Source organism: Pseudomonas sp. TH06, from assembly GCF_016651305.1.
Taxonomy (GTDB): domain Bacteria; phylum Pseudomonadota; class Gammaproteobacteria; order Pseudomonadales; family Pseudomonadaceae; genus Aquipseudomonas.
The window spans coordinates 2,400,193-2,419,118 of record NZ_JAEKEC010000001.1; the positions used below are offsets into that span (position 1 = coordinate 2,400,193).

At 59.7% G+C, this 18,926-nt stretch carries 18 protein-coding genes; 10 read left to right on the plus strand and 8 right to left on the minus strand.

Annotated features, from left to right (window positions below; genetic code table 11):
* Positions 1-212: 212 nt before the first annotated feature.
* Together JFT86_RS10795 and JFT86_RS10800 are read left to right on the plus strand one after the other, a co-directional pair.
* Positions 213-692, plus strand: coding sequence for an NYN domain-containing protein (locus JFT86_RS10795; protein ID WP_007949802.1), 480 nt, complete (start codon positions 213-215; stop codon positions 690-692).
* Between the two features lie 37 nt (positions 693-729).
* On the plus strand, positions 730-1,335 hold the full coding sequence (locus JFT86_RS10800; protein WP_201236697.1) for a 3'-5' exonuclease: 606 nt from the start codon (positions 730-732) through the stop codon (positions 1,333-1,335).
* A gap of 134 nt (positions 1,336-1,469) precedes the next feature.
* Here JFT86_RS10800 and JFT86_RS10805 read toward each other — a convergent pair whose 3' ends face one another.
* On the minus strand, positions 1,470-1,922 hold the full coding sequence (locus tag JFT86_RS10805; protein WP_201236698.1) for an Lrp/AsnC family transcriptional regulator: 453 nt from the start codon (positions 1,920-1,922) through the stop codon (positions 1,470-1,472).
* A 163-nt stretch (positions 1,923-2,085) separates the two neighbouring features.
* Here JFT86_RS10805 and yedA point away from each other — a divergent pair, with 163 nt between their 5' ends.
* Entirely contained in the window at positions 2,086-3,021 is a 936-nt protein-coding gene (yedA, locus tag JFT86_RS10810; protein WP_201236699.1) for a drug/metabolite exporter YedA, read from the plus strand.
* Between the two features lie 65 nt (positions 3,022-3,086).
* Complete coding sequence (locus JFT86_RS10815) at positions 3,087-4,424, plus strand: DEAD/DEAH box helicase (RefSeq protein ID WP_201236700.1); 1,338 nt, start codon at positions 3,087-3,089, stop codon at positions 4,422-4,424.
* Between the two features lie 105 nt (positions 4,425-4,529).
* On the opposite strand, the gene JFT86_RS10820 is transcribed toward JFT86_RS10815, so the two are convergent.
* Positions 4,530-5,768, minus strand: a complete 1,239-nt coding sequence (locus JFT86_RS10820; protein WP_201238584.1) for a TIGR03862 family flavoprotein — start codon at positions 5,766-5,768, stop codon at positions 4,530-4,532.
* Positions 5,769-6,024: 256 nt separating this feature from the next.
* The gene (locus JFT86_RS10825) at positions 6,025-6,945 is read right to left on the minus strand and encodes a histone deacetylase (RefSeq protein ID WP_201236701.1); all 921 of its coding nucleotides are present in this window, start codon (positions 6,943-6,945) and stop codon (positions 6,025-6,027) included.
* A gap of 83 nt (positions 6,946-7,028) precedes the next feature.
* Here JFT86_RS10825 and JFT86_RS10830 point away from each other — a divergent pair, with 83 nt between their 5' ends.
* The 3 genes from JFT86_RS10830 to JFT86_RS10840 all read left to right on the plus strand — a co-directional run bounded on the left by JFT86_RS10830 (position 7,029) and on the right by JFT86_RS10840 (position 9,167).
* Positions 7,029-7,598, plus strand: a complete 570-nt coding sequence (locus tag JFT86_RS10830) for a GNAT family N-acetyltransferase (protein ID WP_201236702.1) — start codon at positions 7,029-7,031, stop codon at positions 7,596-7,598.
* Positions 7,599-7,707: 109 nt separating this feature from the next.
* Positions 7,708-8,577: an acyl-CoA thioesterase II gene (tesB, locus tag JFT86_RS10835; protein WP_064589320.1), complete on the plus strand. Its 870-nt coding sequence runs from the start codon at positions 7,708-7,710 to the stop codon at positions 8,575-8,577.
* The gene (locus tag JFT86_RS10840; RefSeq protein ID WP_201236703.1) at positions 8,574-9,167 is read left to right on the plus strand and encodes an HAD family hydrolase; all 594 of its coding nucleotides are present in this window, start codon (positions 8,574-8,576) and stop codon (positions 9,165-9,167) included. The genes tesB and JFT86_RS10840 overlap by 4 nt, the downstream gene beginning before the upstream one ends.
* 143 nt (positions 9,168-9,310) lie before the next feature.
* On the opposite strand, the gene JFT86_RS10845 is transcribed toward JFT86_RS10840, so the two are convergent.
* From JFT86_RS10845 to JFT86_RS10855, 3 genes are all read right to left on the minus strand, one after another.
* A complete protein-coding gene (locus JFT86_RS10845) occupies positions 9,311-10,264 on the minus strand; it encodes an alpha/beta fold hydrolase (protein WP_201236704.1) in 954 nt (317 codons plus the stop codon).
* Entirely contained in the window at positions 10,265-11,155 is an 891-nt protein-coding gene (locus JFT86_RS10850; protein ID WP_201236705.1) for a neutral zinc metallopeptidase, read from the minus strand.
* 298 nt (positions 11,156-11,453) lie between these two features.
* Complete coding sequence (locus JFT86_RS10855) at positions 11,454-12,314, minus strand: neutral zinc metallopeptidase (protein ID WP_201231406.1); 861 nt, start codon at positions 12,312-12,314, stop codon at positions 11,454-11,456.
* Positions 12,315-12,659: 345 nt separating this feature from the next.
* Here JFT86_RS10855 and JFT86_RS10860 point away from each other — a divergent pair, with 345 nt between their 5' ends.
* A complete protein-coding gene (locus JFT86_RS10860) occupies positions 12,660-13,538 on the plus strand; it encodes a DMT family transporter (RefSeq protein ID WP_201236706.1) in 879 nt (292 codons plus the stop codon).
* 128 nt (positions 13,539-13,666) lie between these two features.
* On the opposite strand, the gene JFT86_RS10865 is transcribed toward JFT86_RS10860, so the two are convergent.
* Complete coding sequence (locus JFT86_RS10865) at positions 13,667-15,004, minus strand: MFS transporter (RefSeq protein WP_201236707.1); 1,338 nt, start codon at positions 15,002-15,004, stop codon at positions 13,667-13,669.
* Positions 15,005-15,273: 269 nt separating this feature from the next.
* Between JFT86_RS10865 and quiC the strand changes: the two genes are divergently transcribed.
* Positions 15,274-17,175 (plus strand): 3-dehydroshikimate dehydratase QuiC, encoded by a 1,902-nt coding sequence (quiC, locus tag JFT86_RS10870; RefSeq protein WP_201236708.1) that lies wholly within the window; start codon positions 15,274-15,276, stop codon positions 17,173-17,175.
* 102 nt (positions 17,176-17,277) lie between these two features.
* Positions 17,278-17,955, plus strand: a complete 678-nt coding sequence (locus tag JFT86_RS10875) for a TetR family transcriptional regulator (RefSeq protein WP_201236709.1) — start codon at positions 17,278-17,280, stop codon at positions 17,953-17,955.
* Between the two features lie 116 nt (positions 17,956-18,071).
* On the opposite strand, the gene JFT86_RS10880 is transcribed toward JFT86_RS10875, so the two are convergent.
* Complete coding sequence (locus tag JFT86_RS10880) at positions 18,072-18,926, minus strand: shikimate dehydrogenase (RefSeq protein ID WP_201236710.1); 855 nt, start codon at positions 18,924-18,926, stop codon at positions 18,072-18,074.

The following is an 18,926-nucleotide window of genomic DNA, read 5'->3' on the forward strand; positions in this document are numbered from 1 at the left end:
CCCCGATGGGCAGCGCAGCGGCCCCAAAGATGGGACTGCTACGCAGTCCATCGGGGATAAATCCCCTCACCACATTCACCATTCGTCAGTAGCACTTCGGCGCCTGCCGGTGTTTATTCGCTGAAACTTCCTCTTGGCTGGCATACTGGGCGCCTTTTTCGGGCCTGGCGCCTGATCCCGCTTCGGGCGCTTGCGCGCTCACAGGAACTCCGGTGAAAAAAATCGCAGTGTTCGCCGACGTGCAGAACCTCTACTACACCGTGCGTCAGGCCTATGGTTGCCACTTCAACTACGCCGCGCTGTGGGCCGACATCAGCAAGGACGGGCAGATCGTCGAGGCGTACGCCTACGCCATCGACCGTGGCGACAGCAAACAGCAGCAGTTCCAGCAGATCCTGCGCAACCTCGGCTTCACCGTGAAGCTCAAGCCTTACATCCAGCGCAGCGACGGCTCGGCCAAGGGCGACTGGGACGTGGGCATCACCCTCGACATCATGGACGCTGCCGACCATGTCGACGAAATCGTCCTGGCTTCCGGTGACGGCGATTTCGACATGCTGCTCGAACGCATCATCAGCAAACACGGTGTGCAAGCGGTGGCCTACGGTGTGCCCGGCCTGACCGCCAACTCGCTGATCCGCGCCGCCAGCCGTTACGTGCCGATCGAAGGCGCGCTGCTGCTGAAGAATTAAGCAGTTATTGAAGAATTTGTACGGAGTTGAACCCGGTTTGGAACGCATTGCAGTCATCGACTTTGAAACCACCGGCCTGTCGCCGAACAGCAGCTGTCGCGCCACGGAAATCGCCGTGGTCATGCTGGAAAACGGTCGCATCGTCGAGCGCTACCAGAGCCTGATGAACGCCGGCGTGCGCGTCCCGGCCTTCATCGAGCAACTGACCGGCATCAGCAACGCCATGCTGCGCACCGCGCCGTCGGCTGAACAGGTGATGAACGAGATCAACGAATTCGTCGGCTGCACGCCACTGGTCGCGCACAACGCCTCGTTCGACCAGAAATTCTGGGACTTCGAACTGGGGCGGATCAAGCGCACGCGCTTGCAGAACTTTGCCTGTTCGTTGCTGCTGGCCCGGCGCTTGATGCCAGCAGCGCCGAACCACAAACTCGGCACCCTCACCACCTTCGCGCGCTTGCCGCACACCGGCCAGGCTCACCGGGCCATGGCCGACGCCGAGATGGCGGCCAACCTGATGGCGCATCTGGCTGAAGAGTTACGCCACAAGCATGGCGTGCGCGAGCTATCGCACGACCTGCTGTGCAAACTGCAGAAAGTCCCCGCCGCCAAAGTCAGCGAACACCTGCAGCGCTATCGCTGATCACGCACCCCACACAGAACCCTTGTAGGAGTGAGCCTGCTCGCGAAAGCGGTCTGTCACTCGACATCATCGGTGACTGGCACACCGCTATCGCGAGCAGGCTCACTCCTGCGTTGGATTTGTGTTGGTTCGATCTATTTGCCGTTGCTTTCGATCTGGCCTAACGGCACGCGCTTTTCGATGGCGCTGGACAGCACAATCGACGTCTTGCTGAAGCCGAACTTCGCCACTCGGTTGATCAACTCCTCCAGTTCCGGCATCGAACCCACCGCGCCCTTCATGATCACGCACGGATCGCCTGTGACCCGGAAGCACTCGGTCAGTTGCGGGATTTTCACCAGTTCGTCGTAGACCTTCTGGCTACCGTTCTGATGCAGGCGCAGTTCAATCACGCACTGGATCGGCAGACCGATTTTCGACAGGTCGATTTTCGCCTCATACCCGGTGATCACCCCGGATGCCTCAAGCTTGGCCACGCGCTCGGCGACGGCTGGGGCGGAGAGGTTCACTTTGCGTGCCAGATCAGCGTAGGACGCGCGACCGTTTTCGAGCAGGGCACTGAGCAGCATGCGGTCGTATTTGTCCAAGGCCGGACTCCTGAAAATGCCAGACTTTCGAAATCGCGGCTTATCCCGCCGATCTCCGTGTTTTCAAAAGTGTACCGGCGCGATAAACAGGTTTTGTAACTTATTTTTGCCTGCGTGCCTTTCTAGAATAACCAATCTCCTGACTCTGACGTTCGAGCTGCCCATGCCTGCCTTGCGCCGTTTTTCCTTGCCTCTGATCGCCGCGTTTTTTGCGTTGTATGTGATTTGGGGATCGACCTATCTGGTGATTCGCATCGGCGTTGAATACTGGCCGCCGCTGATGCTCGGCGGCGTGCGTTTTGTCATCGCGGGGACGTTGATGTACGCCTTCCTGCGCTGGCGTGGGGCACCGGCACCGACCTGGGCGCAGTGGAAAGCGGCGGGGATCATCGGCATTTTGCTGCTCAGCTTCGGTAACGGCGCGGTCAGTGTTGCCGAGCACACCGGGGTGGCCTCCGGCGTTGCGGCATTGGCGGTGGCGACGGTGCCGCTGTTCACTTTGCTCTGTGGATATTTCTGGGGCGCGCGCAATACCCGCCTCGAATGGGCCGGGGTGGCGTTGGGGATCATTGGCATCGCCATGCTCAACATGGGCTCCAACCTGCAATCGAGTCCGATGGGTGCGGCGTTGCTGATTTTCGCGGCGGCGACCTGGGCCTTCGGTTCGGTGTGGAGCAAGCATCTGCCGTTGCCGCAGGGCGCGATGGCCAGCGCCGTGGAAATGCTGGTCGGAGGGGTGGTCCTGCTGATCGGCAGCGCGGTGAGTGGCGAACGCCTGCAAGCGGTGCCGCCCGTTGAAGGCTGGCTGGCGTTGGCGTATCTGATCTTTTTCGGCTCGATCATCGCCTTCAATTCCTACATGTATCTGCTCAAGCATGTGCGTCCGGCAGCGGCGACCAGTTACGCCTACGTCAACCCGGCGGTGGCGGTGTTGCTGGGGATTGTGTTTGTCGGTGAGACCATCGGGATCGAAGAAGCACTGGCGATGCTGGTAATCATCAGCGCTGTGGTGTTGATTGGCTTGCCGCAGTGGCGTCGGCCAGCACAGCCGCCGGTCGTGGCGCCGACAGCCGTTCACGAAGAACAGCGGGTGAATTAGGGTAAACTGCGCGCAATTGCATCCTTGTTTTGCGCAACCGCGCTGATTTTTCCTACGGTACTCCCATGACTTTCGCCTCCCTTGGCCTGATCGAACCCTTGCTGCGCTCCCTCGAGAAGCTCGGCTACCAGACCCCGACGCCGGTTCAGGCGCAAGCCATTCCGGCCGTTCTGGCCGGTCGTGACCTGATGGCAGCGGCCCAGACCGGCACCGGCAAGACCGCCGGTTTCGCTTTGCCGCTCCTACAGTTGCTGGCCATGGAAGGGCCGAAAGTCACCGCCAACTCGGCGCGTGCGCTGATTCTGGTGCCGACCCGCGAGTTGGCCGAGCAGGTTCATGAATCCGTGCGCCAGTACGCCGAAAACCTGCCACTGCGTACTTATGCGGTGTACGGCGGCGTCAGCATCAACCCGCAAATGATGAAACTGCGCGGCGGCGTTGATGTGCTGGTTGCCACGCCTGGTCGCCTGATCGACCTGTTCCGCCAGAACGCGCTGAAACTCGATCAGTTGCAAACTCTGGTGCTGGATGAAGCCGATCGTATGCTCGACCTCGGTTTCTCCGAAGAGCTGGCGAACATTTACCGCATGCTGCCGAAAAAACGCCAGACCCTGCTGTTCTCCGCGACCTTCTCCGACGACATCCGCCTGCTGGCCGGACAGATGCTCAACGATCCGCTGAGCATTGAAGTCAGCCCGCGCAACGTCGCCGCCAACACCGTCAAGCAATGGGTGGTGACGGTGGACAAGAAGCGCAAGGCCGAATTGTTCGTGCACCTGATGCGCAAGAACAAGTGGAAGCAGGTACTGGTGTTCGCCAAGACTCGCAATGGCGTCGATGCACTGGTGGAAAAACTTCAGGGCCTTGGCGTGAACGCCGATGGCATCCACGGCGACAAGCCGCAGGCGACGCGTCAGCGTGCACTGGATCGTTTCAAGCTCAGCGAAGTGCAGATTCTGGTCGCGACTGACGTTGCCGCCCGTGGTCTGGACATCGAAGACCTGCCGTTGGTGGTCAACTTCGATCTGCCAATCGTGGCCGAGGATTACATTCACCGGATCGGCCGTACCGGTCGTGCGGGCGCAACCGGCGAGGCGATTTCGCTGGTGTGTGCCGATGAGGTGAACATGTTGTCGGCGATTGAAATGCTCACGCGTCAGACCCTGAAGCGCCAGAACGAGCCGGATTTCGAACCTGAGCACCGTGTGCCGGACACCGATGCCAGCGGTCAGGTAATCAAAAAGCCGAAGAAGCCGAAAAAGCCCAAAACCTCTGGCGGTGGCGGCAAGCGCAATCTCGGTAAGTGGGTCGACAGCGGCGAGACCCAGGCGCCGGAGCCTTCGATCAAGCCAGTGCGCAAGGTGCCGGTATTCAACACCGGGCCGCGCAAGCGTAAACCTTAATATTCGCTGCACCTGTAAGGCCGCTATCGCGAGCAGGCTCACACCTACATTGGAACGAATTTCCCTGTAGGAGTGAGCCTGCTCGCGAAGGGCGCAACGCGGTCTTCAGTCCTTGCGCAACCACTCCAGCATCCCAAAACCCGCAGCCCGGCCACTGGCAAAACATCCCGTCAGCAGATATCCCCCGGTCGGCGCTTCCCAATCCAGCATTTCCCCCGCACAGAACACCCCCGGCAACGCTTTGAGCATCAATCGCTCATCCATTGCTTCGAACATCACGCCACCGGCGCTGCTGATCGCTTCGTCCAGCGGCCGGGTTTTGATCAATGTCAGCGGCAACGCCTTGATTGCCCGGGCCAACAGCGCTGGATCGGTGAAGGTCGCCGCGTCGGTCAACTCCCGCAACAACGCGGCTTTCACCCCATCAATCCCGACCTGACTGTGCAGATGCTTGGCCATTGAGCGCGAACCACGCGGTTTGCTCAACGCAGCCTGCAATTTATCCACAGGCCGGCCCGGCAGCAGATCGATGTGGACAGTGGCTGAGCCATGCACATTGATCGCCTCCCGAATCGGCGCCGACAGCGCGTAGATCAAACTTCCTTCAATCCCTGTCGCGGTGATGACGCATTCGCCCAGACGCGGGATGTCGTCGTTCAAACCAATGGCGATGTTTTTCAGCGGCGCCCCGGCGAATTTGCTGACGAGGTGTTCGCTCCAGGCTTGCACCTCGAAGCCACAATTGCTCGGCTGCAACGGCGCCAGTCCTACACCGCGCTGTTCCAGTGGCAGCATCCACGCGCCGTCGGAACCCAGTCGCGACCAACTGCCGCCGCCAAGGGCGAGCAGAGTGGCGTCCGGTTTGAGGGTTATTTCGCCGTCGGGGCTGGCGATGCGCAACGCACCCTGTTGATTCCAACCGAGCCAGCGATGGCGGGTGTGGATAACTACGCCACTGTCGCGCAGGCGCTTGAGCCAGGCACGCAGGAGCGGGGCGGCTTTCATGTCGGTGGGGAATACACGGCCCGAGCTACCGATAAAAGTTTCAATGCCCAGGTCGTGAATCCAGCGGCACAGTGCGTCGGCATCGAAGCCGCGCAGCAGCGGAGCGATGTGCGGGGCGCGTTCGGCATAGCGCGAGAGGAAGGCCGGATAAGGTTCGGAGTGGGTGATATTCATGCCGCCGACGCCGGCCAGCAGGAACTTGCGGCCCACCGAGGGCATGCCGTCGTAGAGGTCGACACGCACTCCGGCCTGACTCAGCACTTCGGCGGCCATCAGGCCGGCGGGGCCACCGCCGATGATGGCGATGTGAGCGGGGAGGGAGGCGGGAGTCTGGGTCATGGCGTGCGCTGCGGTCTGGCGGGATAAGGCGCGCATTCTAACAGCCGGGATTCCTGTAGGAGCTGCCGCAGGCTGCGAACTTTTGCTGTTGATTTTTAGCAGCCAATCAAAAGATCGCAGCCTGCGGCAGCTCCTACACAGAGTTGGTTAAATATTAACCATAGTTCTGTACGCCATAGCCAGCATGGGCTGTAGTCCCTTTCGCTCAGGTTATCCACAGGCCGTTCCACAGCGATTGTGGGTAACGCAGCACAACTCAATGACAACCGTGTGACTGCCAGACCCGCTGCGCGCTGTGATGGAGAATGCCGTGGCGGCGGGCGAGGGCGCGGCGATCCTTGCTGTAGCCACCGCCAATGACGCCGACCACTGGGATGTCGCGACCCAGGCAATGGCGCATCACACTTTCATCGCGGGCGGCGACGCCTTCATCGGTCAGTTGCAGATAACCGAGGGCGTCGTCCTTGTGCACATCGACGCCGGCGTCGTACAGCACCAGATCCGGTTGATACAGCGGCAGCAAATAGTTGAGCGCATCCTCCACCACGCGCAAATATTCGGTGTCGCCCATGCCTTTGGGCAGCGGAATGTCCCAGTCGCTTTCAGCTTTGCGTGCAGGAAAGTTCTTCTCGCAGTGCAGGGAAACGGTGATCGCTTCAGGGGTGTCGTGGAGGATCCGCGCGGTCCCGTCGCCCTGATGCACATCGCAATCGAAGATCAGCACCCGGTTCACCCGGCCGCTTTGCAGCAGATAGTGGCTGATGATCGCCAGGTCATTGAAGATGCAAAAACCGGCCGGGTAGTCGTAATGGGCGTGATGAGTGCCACCCGCCAAGTGACAGGCCAGACCATGTTCCAGTGCTTTTTCCGCCGCCAGTATCGAGCCGCCGACCGCTCGCACGGTTCGCCGGGCCAACGCTTCGTTCCATGGCAGGCCGAGGCGCCGCTGGTCTTCGCGGGACAACTCGCCGCTCATGTAACGTTCGATATAGCTACGGTCATGGGCGAGGGCGAGGATGTCGTTGGGACAGATTTGCGGACGCAGCAACTCGGCGTCACTGGTCAGGCCGCTGTCGACCAGGTGATCGCGCAGCAAGCGGAACTTGTCCATGGGAAAACGGTGATCCGCCGGGAACTCCGGGCTGTAGTCTTCGTGGTAGATCAGCGGCAGTGGCATGGTGATTTCATGTGGGAAACGTAGGAAAGAGTGAAGGATCCTACCAGCGATGTAGACTTGCGGCATGGAAACGGAGGGGCACGATGGAGCCAATACTGGAACTTGAAAGTGCACGCCTGCTGATGCGTCAGTGGCAGGACGAGGATTTGCCGGCATTTGCCGCGATGTGTGCCGATCCTCAGGTGATGCGCTACTTTCCGGCCCCGTTGAGTCGACTGGAAAGCGCTGCGTTGATCGGCCGCGTACGTGGGCATTTTGCCGAGCACGGTTACGGCCTCTGGGCACTGGAGCGCAAGGACAGCGGCGAATTTATCGGTTTCACCGGCCTGGGCGTGGTCGGTTTCGATGCGCCGTTCACCCCCGCGGTGGAAATCGGCTGGCGTCTGGCCAAGGAACATTGGGGCCTCGGCTACGCCAGCGAAGCGGCCTGGACCGCTCTGCGCTGCGGGTTTGACCGGTTGGCCCTGAAGGAGATCGTGGCCTTCACGGCACAAAGCAATCTGCCGTCGGAAAAAGTCATGCAGGCGATCGGCATGCATCACGATGCGGCCAATGATTTTGATCATCCGAAACTCGCCGCCGATCATCCTTTACAAAGACATGTGCTGTATCGCATCACCCGGGAGCAGTGGCTGCAAACCTTGCATGGATAAGCCGACACGGACGTTTACAATGGCCGCCAAATCATTGGCCCGCGCCAGAACCAGAATCGGCCGCCGCAGCCAAGACTGCGCGGCATAGCTTTGTGTGAGGAGAGTCTGAATGAGCCAAGTGTTGGAAGATCTGGTCGATTTGCTGACCCTGGAACCGATCGAAGAAAACCTCTTCCGTGGCCGCAGCCAGGACCTGGGGTTCCGTCAGTTGTTCGGTGGTCAGGTGCTCGGTCAGTCGCTATCGGCGGCCAGTCAGACTGTTGAGGAAGCCCGCCATGTGCATTCCATGCACGGCTATTTCCTGCGCCCGGGCGACGCGAAGTTGCCGGTGGTGTATTCGGTGGACCGCGTGCGCGACGGCGGCAGTTTCAGCACCCGTCGCGTGACGGCGATCCAGAAGGGGCATCCGATCTTCACCTGCAGCGCTTCGTTTCAATACGACGAAGAAGGCTTCGAACATCAGAGCCAGATGCCTGTCGTGGTCGGCCCGGAAAACCTGCCGTCCGAGCTGGAGCTGACCCAGCAACGCGCGCACCTGATCCCGGAGCACATGCGTGAAAAACTGCTGTGCCCGAAACCGATCGAAGTGCGCCCGGTCACCGAAAAAGACCCCTACAACCCGCAGCCAGCGGATCCGGTGAAATACGTATGGTTCCGCGCCGATGGTGCACTGGCCGACATTCCGGCACTGCACAAATACCTGCTGGCTTACGCTTCGGATTTCGGTCTGCTGACCACTTCGATGCTGCCCCACGGCAAGTCGGTCTGGCAGAAAGACATGCAGGTCGCCAGCCTCGATCACGCGTTGTGGTTCCACAACGATCTGCGCGCCGATGACTGGTTGCTCTACGCGATGGACAGTCCGTGGGCCGGCAACTCTCGTGGTTTCTCCCGTGGCAGCGTGTACAACCGTGCCGGACAACTGGTGGCCTCGGTAACCCAGGAAGGCTTGATCCGTCATCGCAAGGATTGGGCATGAGCCTGACTGAAGTTCGTCATTGGGTGTTCGACATGGACGGCACGCTGACCGTCGCCGTGCATGATTTTGCGGCGATTCGCGTGGCGCTGGCGATCCCGCCCGAGGACGACATCCTCACGCATCTCGCCGCGCTGCCGGCGGATGAAGCCGCGGCGAAACATGCCTGGTTGCTGGAACATGAGCGCGATCTGGCGCTGGGATCGAAACCGGCCACCGGCGCTGTGGAACTGGTGCGTGACCTGCATTCGCGCGGGTATCGCCTCGGCATTCTGACGCGCAATGCGCGGGAGCTGGCGCACGTCACCCTTGAGGCCATCGGCCTCGCTGACTGCTTTGCGGTGGACGATGTGCTGGGCCGCGATGAAGCGCCGCCGAAACCTCATCCGGGTGGATTGCTGAAGTTGGCAGAAGCCTGGAAAGTGCCGGCCAGTGAGATGGTGATGGTTGGCGATTACCGCTTTGATCTGGATTGCGGGCGAGCGGCGGGCGCACGGACAGTGCTGGTGAACCTGCCGGATAATCCGTGGCCGGAGCTGACGGATTGGCATGCGCAGGATTGTCTCGAATTACGGCGGATGCTTTTGGCCTGAGAATTTTGTTGTCAGAAGGGGCGCCTTCGCGAGCAGGCTCGCTCCTACATTAGATCTCCTGTGCACAGAGATTTTGTGCAATGCGTAAATCCATTGTGGGAGCGAGCCTGCTCGCGAAAAGGCCCGCACAGTCGCCACAAAAATTACTGCTCGAACAGAGCCTTCTGCCCCTCCGGCGAGGTCAGCATCCCATCGCCGTTATGCCCGACCCCGGGCACTTCCACCAGCCGCTGATTCACCCCTTCCGGATGGCGGCGCAGCAAATAGCCGAAGTACAACTTGCCGCGCTCGAGCCGATACGCACCTTGCGCTTCGGCGGCACAGCCCTTGTCCAGTGCCGGATGTTGCGGGTCGATGTCCTGCTGCCCAAGCAGATAAATCACCTCGCGCTTGATGTAACTGCTTTCAAGCTGCAACGGCGTTTGCCCACCGGCGTACACCGGCATATCTGACAGACCGTACTTCCAGCGATTGAAACCCACGCACTTCGCGTGATCGAACGCCACCGGCCGTTGCTCGTTGAAATAAGCGTAGGAAGACGGGTTGGCCACCACATAACGCAAGCGGATGCCATTGGCCTTCAGCGCGGGTTGATCCTTGGCGAGCAGGGCATAACGCTGCACCACTTGGCCACCGCCGGAGTGGCCGAAAATCACGATCTGCTTGACGTCCGGAAACTGCTTGCGGTCAGTGACACGCGCGACGATTTCATCCAGCGCCGCGTAGGAGCTCAACGGATTCGGCCCTGTGGATAAACCACCGCCCATCCACTCGTTACCCTTCCAGCGCAACAATGTTGCGGGAAGCGAGTACAGGGCGACATCACTTTCATTGAGAAACTGCGGCGCGATCACCAGCGTGTGCGCGGTTTGCCCGGCCAGTTCGGCGGCACTCTCGGCGCTCTTGCGATAGGTTTCGGCGTTGCGCAAACGGCCATGAATGACGATCAGCACCCGCTCGATTTTTTCAGGCGCCGGGCCGATGCCTACTGCCATTTCCCCGGCCTTCAGTTGCAAGCGCCCGGGACTGATCGCGTCGACGCCGGCCGCTTGAGCGGTGCTGCCAATGATCAGTAAAGCCAAAAGCCATTTATGCATTTACAGGTTTTTCGCCGCGAAGGTGTCGCACTGGCCGACCTGGCCCTGCGCGAATCCGGTTTTGAACCAGCGCACCCTTTGCGCCGACGTACCGTGGGTGAACGAGTCTGGCACCACACGGCCCTGACCCTGTTGCTGCAAGCGATCATCACCGATGGCGTTGGCGGCGTTCAAGGCTTCTTCGATGTCGCCCGGTTCCAGCCAGTTCAGACGTTTCTGCGCGTTGTAGGCCCAGACGCCGGCCAGGCAGTCGGCTTGCAACTCCTGGCGTACCAATAAGCCACCGTCACCTTCCATCTGCCGACCTTGCTGGCGGGCTGCCTGAATTTTCGCCGAGACACCGAGAAGCGTCTGCACATGATGTCCGACTTCGTGTGCGATCACGTAGGCCTGGGCAAAGTCGCCCGCGGCCTTGAAGCGTTGCGACATTTCCTGGAAAAACGCCATGTCCAGATAGACCTTCTGATCCGCCGGGCAGTAGAACGGCCCGGTGGCGGAAGTGGCCAGACCACAGGCGGAGTTGACCCGATTGCTGAACAGCACCAGGGTCGGATCCTTATATTGCCGGCCGGCCTGCTGGAAAATCGAACCCCAGGTGTCCTCGGTGTCGCCGAGGATCGAGCGGACGAACTCAGCCTGTTCATCGTTGGCCGGCGGTGCCTGGCGGGTTTGCGAGGTGGGCGCCGACTGCTGTCCCGATTGCCCGACGAGCTGACCGAGAATTTGCAGAGGATCCTGCCCGGTGATCCAGCCGATACCAACGATCAACAGGATGGCGCCCAGACTCAGGCCCTTGCCGCCGCCAAACCGCATCCCGCCACCGCCACCGCCGGTATCATCACCACGGGCATCGACGACGTTGTCGCTGCGTCGGCCTTTTTTCCATAGCATGTGGGAATCCTCTGAATAAACGTGGTGATGAGTGTTGCTGGTGTGCGAGAGCGGCGCCAGTCCGGTCGTCAGACACCTGAACGGCCCCGACGGTTCGATGGCCAGTCAAGGATCATGTGCCCGACGTGAACTATAACGGTGTGCCGTCAGGCCTGCTGTTTTTCATGTGCTTCACTTCCAGCGATTGAAACCCGTGAATCGCGTGTGATTGAACGTCACGGGTCGCTGTTCATTGAACCAGTTGCACGAGTAACCACTCACGACCACATGACGCAGGTGGCAAAAGCCATTTATGCATTTACAGATTCTTCGCCGCGAAGGTGTCGCACTGGCCAACCTGGCCCTGCGCGAATCCGGTGTTGAACCAGCTCACCCTTTGCTCGGCGGTGCCGTGAGTAAACGAGTTCGGATCTACATCCTCATCCAGCAGGAGATCATCACCGCCGTCGAAGGCGGCGTCCAAGGCTTCTTCGATATCATCGGGCTCCAGCCAGTTCAGACGCTGCTGAGCGTTGAAGGCCCAGACTCCGGCCAGGCAGTCGGCCTGCAATTCCAGGCGCACATCGAGTCCACTCTCGCCGACGACAGTCTCCCCGCGCGCTTTAGCCTCATTTATTTTTTTGTGGCTTCCCAAAAAGTTCTGGACGTGGTGTCCGACTTCATGAGCGATGATGTAGGCCTGCGCGAAGTCGTTGACGGTTGAGGGGGTTGTCGTCTGTTCATCTAGCCAGCGCAGATCAATATAGATTTGCTGATCAGTGGGGCAATAGACCGCACCGTGCTTTTGCGCGTCTACTACACCGCAGGCCGAGGGTTTTTTTTCGTTGTATAACACCAGAGTCGGTGGGGAATATGCCTGACCTGACTCGGCGAAAAACTCAGTCCATACCTCTTCGGTACTTCCCAGTACCGCCTCGATGAATACGCGATGCGGATCGTCTTTTAAAAGGGCGGCGATCTCTGCGTCGTGCTGCGCCTTGACTACGGCCGCCGCCGCAGGACCGACGGTAGTTTCAAGCGCTGCCCAGTACCCTCCGTAGGCGACCGCAAGGGAGGCAATCAGCCCTGTGGCCAAGGCTATCCCTGTCGCGCTACGGCGCTCCTTTTGCTTTCGCTGATCGTCCACGTTGTTGCTGCGTTCAGATTTGTTCCATAACATTTTGCTTATCTCTCATAGGTTTATGGGCGTTTATTGCCCGGCCTATGAATATCCGCATGTGGAGGGTGTTGCAGGCGCAATGTGTAAGAGCGCGTAAGCCACTTTCGGCTGATGAAATAAATGTCGTTCTTTTCAGTATTAACTTGTCGAAAATGACTACGTCCGGATGTAATCCGGGCAGGGCTTCTTTATGCGCTCAGGAAACCTTCCAGCCATCGCCCCGGAAGTGTCCGAAGTGTTGTGATCGAATGAAGCTGTGCGCTGTTCGCCCGGTATTTCGAATGTTGTCTGTAAGAGCCAGAACTCCGGCTCTAGATTGTTGCGCAGTATTTACAGGGAGGTCCCATGACCGTCAGCACACCGTTATCCGGAATAAACCAGCCCTTCAAAGGGATTATGCTGATCGTCGTGGCGACCTTCCTGTTCTCCAGTCATGACGCCCTGTCGAAGTACCTCTCGGGCTTCTATCCGATCGTGATGGTGGTATGGGCGCGATATGTGGTGCACACGTTGTTGATGGCGGGGATTTTCCTGCCGCAGTCCGGTCTACGCGTCCTGCGTACAAAAAAGCCTTTGTGGCAGTTGGCCCGCGCACTTTGCCTGCTGGGCACCAGCCTCTTTTTCACCACGGCGCTGTTGTATATCCCGCTGGCGGAAGCCACCGCGGTGAACTTCCTGGCACCCGTGCTGGTGACGGCGCTGTCGGTGCCGCTGCTGAAGGAACGGGTAACGCGGGGGCAGTGGATTGCGGTGATTTGCGGCTTTATCGGCGTGCTGATCATCGTGCACCCCGGCGGTGAACTGTTTACGCCGGCGGTGTTGCTGCCGTTCTGCTCGGCACTGTTTTTCTGCTTCTACCAACTACTGACGCGCAAGCTCGCGGCAATCGACAGCCCGACCACCAGCAACTTCTTTGCCGGGTTGTGCAATACGTTGGTGATGAGCGCGCTGGTGCCGTTCTTCTGGCAGGTGCCGACCTTGACTCACGCCGGGTTGATGCTGGCGCTGGGTACGTGCGGGATGACCGCGCATTTGTTTCTGACCCAGGCGTTCCGGCATGCCGCACCGGCATTGCTGGCGCCGTTCGGTTATTGCCAGATCGTCTTTGCGGGGTTGTTGGGCTGGCTGCTGTTCAATCACACACCGAGTCTGTTGACGGTGATCGGCATTGCGGTGATCTGTTGCAGCGGCCTGGCGGCGGCGTGGCAGCAGAGCCGCCGCTGAAGGAATCCACACGCTTTTTTGCCGAATACAAAACCCTGTAGGAGCTGCGGCACGCTGCGATCTTTTGATTTTTAAAACAAGATCAAAAGATCGCAGCGTGCCGCAACTCCTACAGAGGGGCGCAAGCGTTATTCAGTGACGGTTGGAATCTTGCGCGGCGCCATGAAGTACATCCAGGTCAGCGCGAGGAAGTACATCGCCGGAATCAGCGTGAACAGCACCGTGTAGTTATTGTTGGTAACCGTCAGGATATGGCCGACGATCTGGGTCATGAACATCCCGCCGATCGCCGCGCACATGCCGCCAAAGCCGAATACCGTGCTCATCATGTGCTTGGGCGTGTAGTCCATCACCAGGCTCCAGATGTTCGCCGTCCACGCCTGATGCGCGCCGATCGCCAGAGAGATGGCGGCCACCGCAACCCACAGATTGGCGGAGCCTGCGGCCATGACGACGCCGATGATGCAGCAGGCAAACAGGAACATCGACAGTAGCCGCGCCTTGATCGAGTTCATCCCGCGACCGATCAGGAACGAAGACAGAATGCCGCCGCCCACACTGCCGAAGTCGGCGGTGACGTAGATGATGATCAGCGGGATGCCCATCTGGGTCACGTTGATGCCCAGGTTGTATTGCTGATTGAGAAACGGCGGCAGCCAGTACAGGTAGAACCAGAACACCGGCGCAGTCAGCGAGTAGGCGAGGGCGAAGGCCCAGGTGCCACGCATGCGGAGGATTTTCGAGAACGGTACGCGGGCCTGTTCCGGTTCGACTTCCTGCTGGATGTAATCCAGTTCCGATTGTTTGACGCTCGGGTGGTCTTCCGGGTTGAAGTACTTCAGACCCCAGAACAGCAGCCAGATGCCGCCCAGCGCCGACATGCACAGGAACGCGGCCTGCCAGCCCCACACATGCAGCACCAGAGGCAACAGCATCGGCGTGAACATCGCACCGACGTTGGTCCCGGCGTTGAAGATGCCGGTGGCCACTGCACGTTCGCCGGCAGGGAACCACAGGCGCGTGGTTTTCACGCAGGCCGGGTAGTTCGCCGCTTCCGTCAGACCGAGGATAAACCGGCAAACCATGAAGCCGACCGCCGAAGTCGCCAGACCGTGAGCGCCGGTGGCCAGGCTCCACAACAAAACTGCGCAGAAGAACACGCGTTTGACGCCGACCCGGTCGATCAATCGCCCTTGCAGCACGAAGCCGATGGCGTAACCGACCTGAAACCAGAAATTGATGTTGGCGTAATCCATCGCCGTCCAGCTCATTTCCTTGGCGAGGATGGGCTGCATGACACCGAGCGCGGCGCGGTCGATGTAGTTCAGGGTCGTGGCGAAAAACACCAGCGCCAGCATCCCCCAACGGGTTTTGCCGACCGCCATGGCGCCGCGGATCTTGTCGCCGATGCCACCCGTGGCAGTGCTCATGGCCGGAGCCATGCGGGAAGTCTGTGAAGGAATCATGTGTTCCACCCGTTTTTGGATTTTTTATTTGGTGTGCTTTTTCTTGCACGCTGCGACCGGTGGTTCAGATCCGGACTCAATGTGCGGTCGATGTTGGGCAGTGGACGAAAAACCGTCAATTCGCCAAACCGCCATTGTGTTCGATAATCGCACGCAAAACTAACCGGGTAGTACACTTTAAATTGCTGCGCGAAGGGATGCAGCGAATAATTTCCCCCACGACAAAAACGATCCCCCGCCATACAGCGGCGCAGTCCGGGAGTTGAAGCATGCAGCGTTCCATTGCCACCGTTTCCTTGAGCGGCACCCTGCCGGAAAAACTCGAAGCCATCGCCGCCGCCGGGTTCGACGGGGTGGAGATTTTCGAAAACGACCTCCTGTACTACGACGGCAGTCCACGGGAAATTAAACAGATGTGCGCCGACCTCGGCATCGCCATCACTCTGTTTCAGCCATTCCGCGATTTCGAAGGCTGCCGACGTGATCGTCTGGCGCGCAACCTTGAGCGGGCCGAACGCAAGTTCGACCTGATGCAGGAGCTGGGCACCGACCTTGTGTTGGTGTGCAGCAACGCGTCGGCCGACAGCGTTGGCGATCAGCAAATCCTGATCGACGATTTGCGCTTGCTCGCCGAACACGCCGGTGCGCGCGGTTTGCGCATCGGCTACGAAGCGTTGGCATGGGGCCGTCATGTAAATACTTATCAACAGGTGTGGGACATCGTGCGCCAGGCCGATCACCCAAGCCTTGGCGTGCTGCTCGACAGCTTTCACACCCTGTCGCTGAAAGGCGATCCGCGCGCCATCGCCGACATTCCCGGCGACAAGATTTTCTTCGTGCAAATGGCCGACGCGCCGATCCTGGCCATGGACGTGTTGGAGTGGAGCCGACATTTCCGTTGTTTTCCGGGGCAGGGCGAGTTCGATCTGCCGGGGTTTCTCGCGCCGATCATCAAGAGTGGTTACACCGGGCCACTGTCGCTGGAAATCTTCAACGACGGTTTCCGCGCCGCACCGCCACGGGCCAACGCGGCAGACGGCTTGCGTTCGCTGTTGTACCTGGAGGAGAAAACCCGGCAACGCTTGGAACAGGAAACCCAGCCTGTCGCCAATCGCGAAATCCTCTTCGAAACACCCAAGGCCAGCGAGTACAACGGCATCGAGTTTCTCGAGTTCGCCGTCGATGAAAGCCTCGGCGCCAAGCTTTCGAATTGGCTGGAGCGTCTGGGCTTCGTCAAGGCCGGGCAACACCGCTCGAAGAGTGTCAGCCTGCTGCGCCAGGGCGATATCAACCTGATCCTCAACTCCGAGCCGTACTCGTTTGCACACAGTTTTTTCGAGGCTCATGGCCCATCGTTGTGTGCCACCGCCGTACGGGTCAACGATAGCGCCAGCGCGCTGGCGCGTGCCGTGGCTTATAAAGGCCAACCGTATCGCGGACTGGTTGGCCCCAATGAACTGGAACTGGCGGCAGTGCGTGCACCGGATGGCAGCCTGATTTATCTGGTGGATGAGGAAGCCGATGTCTACGGCACCGATTTCAATCTGCTGTCAGGCGCGGTAGCCCGTGGTGGTCTCAAGCGTATCGATCACATGGCCATGGCGCTGCCGGCGGACAGCCTCGACAGTTGGGTGCTGTTCTACAAGAGCCTGCTGGATTTCGAGGCCGATGACGAAGTGGTGCTGCCCGACCCGTACGGTCTGGTGAAAAGCCGCGCCCTGCGCAGTCGCGACAGTTCGATTCGCCTGCCGCTGAACATCTCCGAGAACCGCAACACCGCGATTTCGCATGCGCTGTCTAGTTACCGTGGCTCCGGAGTGCATCACATCGCCTTCGATTGCGACGACATCTTCGCTGAAGTAAGCCGTGCCAAAGAAGCCGGCGTGCCGTTGCTGGATATCCCGCTGAACTATTACGACGATCTGGCTGCACGCTTCGATTTCGACGATGAGTTTCTCAGCGAGCTGGCGTACTACAACGTCCTCTATGATCGCGACGCGCAGGGCGGCGAACTGTTTCACGTGTACACCGAGCCGTTCGAGGGGCGCTTCTTCTTCGAGATCATCCAGCGTAAAAATGGCTATGCCGGTTACGGCGCGGCCAACGTCGCGGTGCGTCTGGCGGCGATGGCCAAATCACGCAGTGGTGCCGTACGTCAGGCGAAGTTGTAGGAAATTCGTAAACGCGGGATTAAACACGGGTCGCGCAGCTTCCTTCACTGTGCTGCGCGGCCCATAATCGCCAGCCTGTGCAGTGATGGCCGTGAGCCCGCAATGACAATGACATCAGAACTCCCCGCAGCCCCCGTCGTACCCGCCGTAGAGCCGCGCAAGAGTCGCAAGAACAATCCGGAAAAGACCCGCGAGAACATCCTGCAGGAGGCGATCGTCGAGTTCGTCCAGCAAGGATTGTCTGGCGCCCGCGTCGACGCGATCGCTGAACGTATCCATACCTCCAAACGCATGATCTATTACTACTTCGGCAGCAAGGAGCAGTTGTACGTCGAGGTGCTGGAGAAGCTTTACGGTGACATTCGCAGTACGGAAAACCGTCTGCACCTGGCTGAGCTGCCGCCGGTGGTGGCGATTCGACGGCTGGTGGAATTCACCTTCGATCATCACGACCGCAACGTCGATTTCGTGCGGATCGTCTGCATCGAGAACATCCACAACGCCGAGTTCGTGAAGCGTTCCGATGCCATCAAGGCAATGAACAACACCATCCTCGACTCACTCGGCGAGATTCTCCGTCGGGGCGCCGAGGAAGGCGTGTTCCGCAGCGGCCTCGATGCGCTGGATGTGCATCTGCTGATCAGCTCGTTCTGCTTCTACCGTGTGTCGAACCGCCACACGTTCAGTGAGATTTTTCAGATCGATCTGCCGGACGAGAGCATCAAGCAGCGCCACCGCGAGATGATTTGCGAGTCGGTGTTGCGGTATCTGCAAGCCTGACACTGAACCCCTGTAGGAGTGAGCCTGCTCGCGATAGCGGTGTGTCAGGCAACTAATGTGTTGGCTGACAGGACGCCATCGCGAGCAGGCTCACTCCTACAGGGAAGCAAATTGTTTCAACCTTTCATGCTTTGAAAATGCGCCAGCATTCGCTGCGCATCCGGCACCACGCCGCTGAACAATTCAAACGCCTTCACCGCCTGAAACACCGCCATGTTGCCACCGTCCAAAGTGCGGCAACCCAATGCGCGGGCGTTGCGCAGCAGTTCGGTTTCCAGCGGGAAATACACGATATCCGCCACCCACAATTGCTTGCGCAGCAACTCGACCGGCACGGGCATGCCCGGCAGTTTGGCCATGCCCATCGGCGTGGTGTTCACCAGACCGTCAGCCAGACTCATTGCACTCGGCAAATCGTGCCCGGCAACCGCGCGGCCAAATCCGAAATGTTGATTGAGATTGTTCGCCAGGCTTTCGGCGCGATCAGTGTCGACGTCGAAAATACTCAATTGCTCTACGCCTTCGCTCAACAGCGCGTGAGCCACTGCCGCGCCTGCGCCTCCGGCGCCCATCTGGACTACACGTTTGCGGGCAGCGTCATGCAAGCCACGGCGAAAACCCTCGGCGAAACCCAGGCAATCGGTGTTGTGGCCGACGCGTTTGCCATCCTTCAGCACCACGGTGTTGACCGCGCCGATGCCTTTGGCTTCCGGCGACAATTCATCTAGCAGTGGAATAATTGCCTGTTTGCACGGGAAGGTAATGTTCAGACCGGTGTAGTTCATTCGCTCGGCCGCCAGCAACAAGTCGGGCAGGGCGTTGATGTCCATGCGCAGTTGATCAAGATCGATCAAGCGATACAGATAACGCATGCCCTGCGCATCACCTTCGTGCTCATGCAGTGCAGGCGTGCGCGAGGCTTGAATGCCGGCACCGATGAGTCCCGCGAGTATCACGTTGTAGCCCGCCAT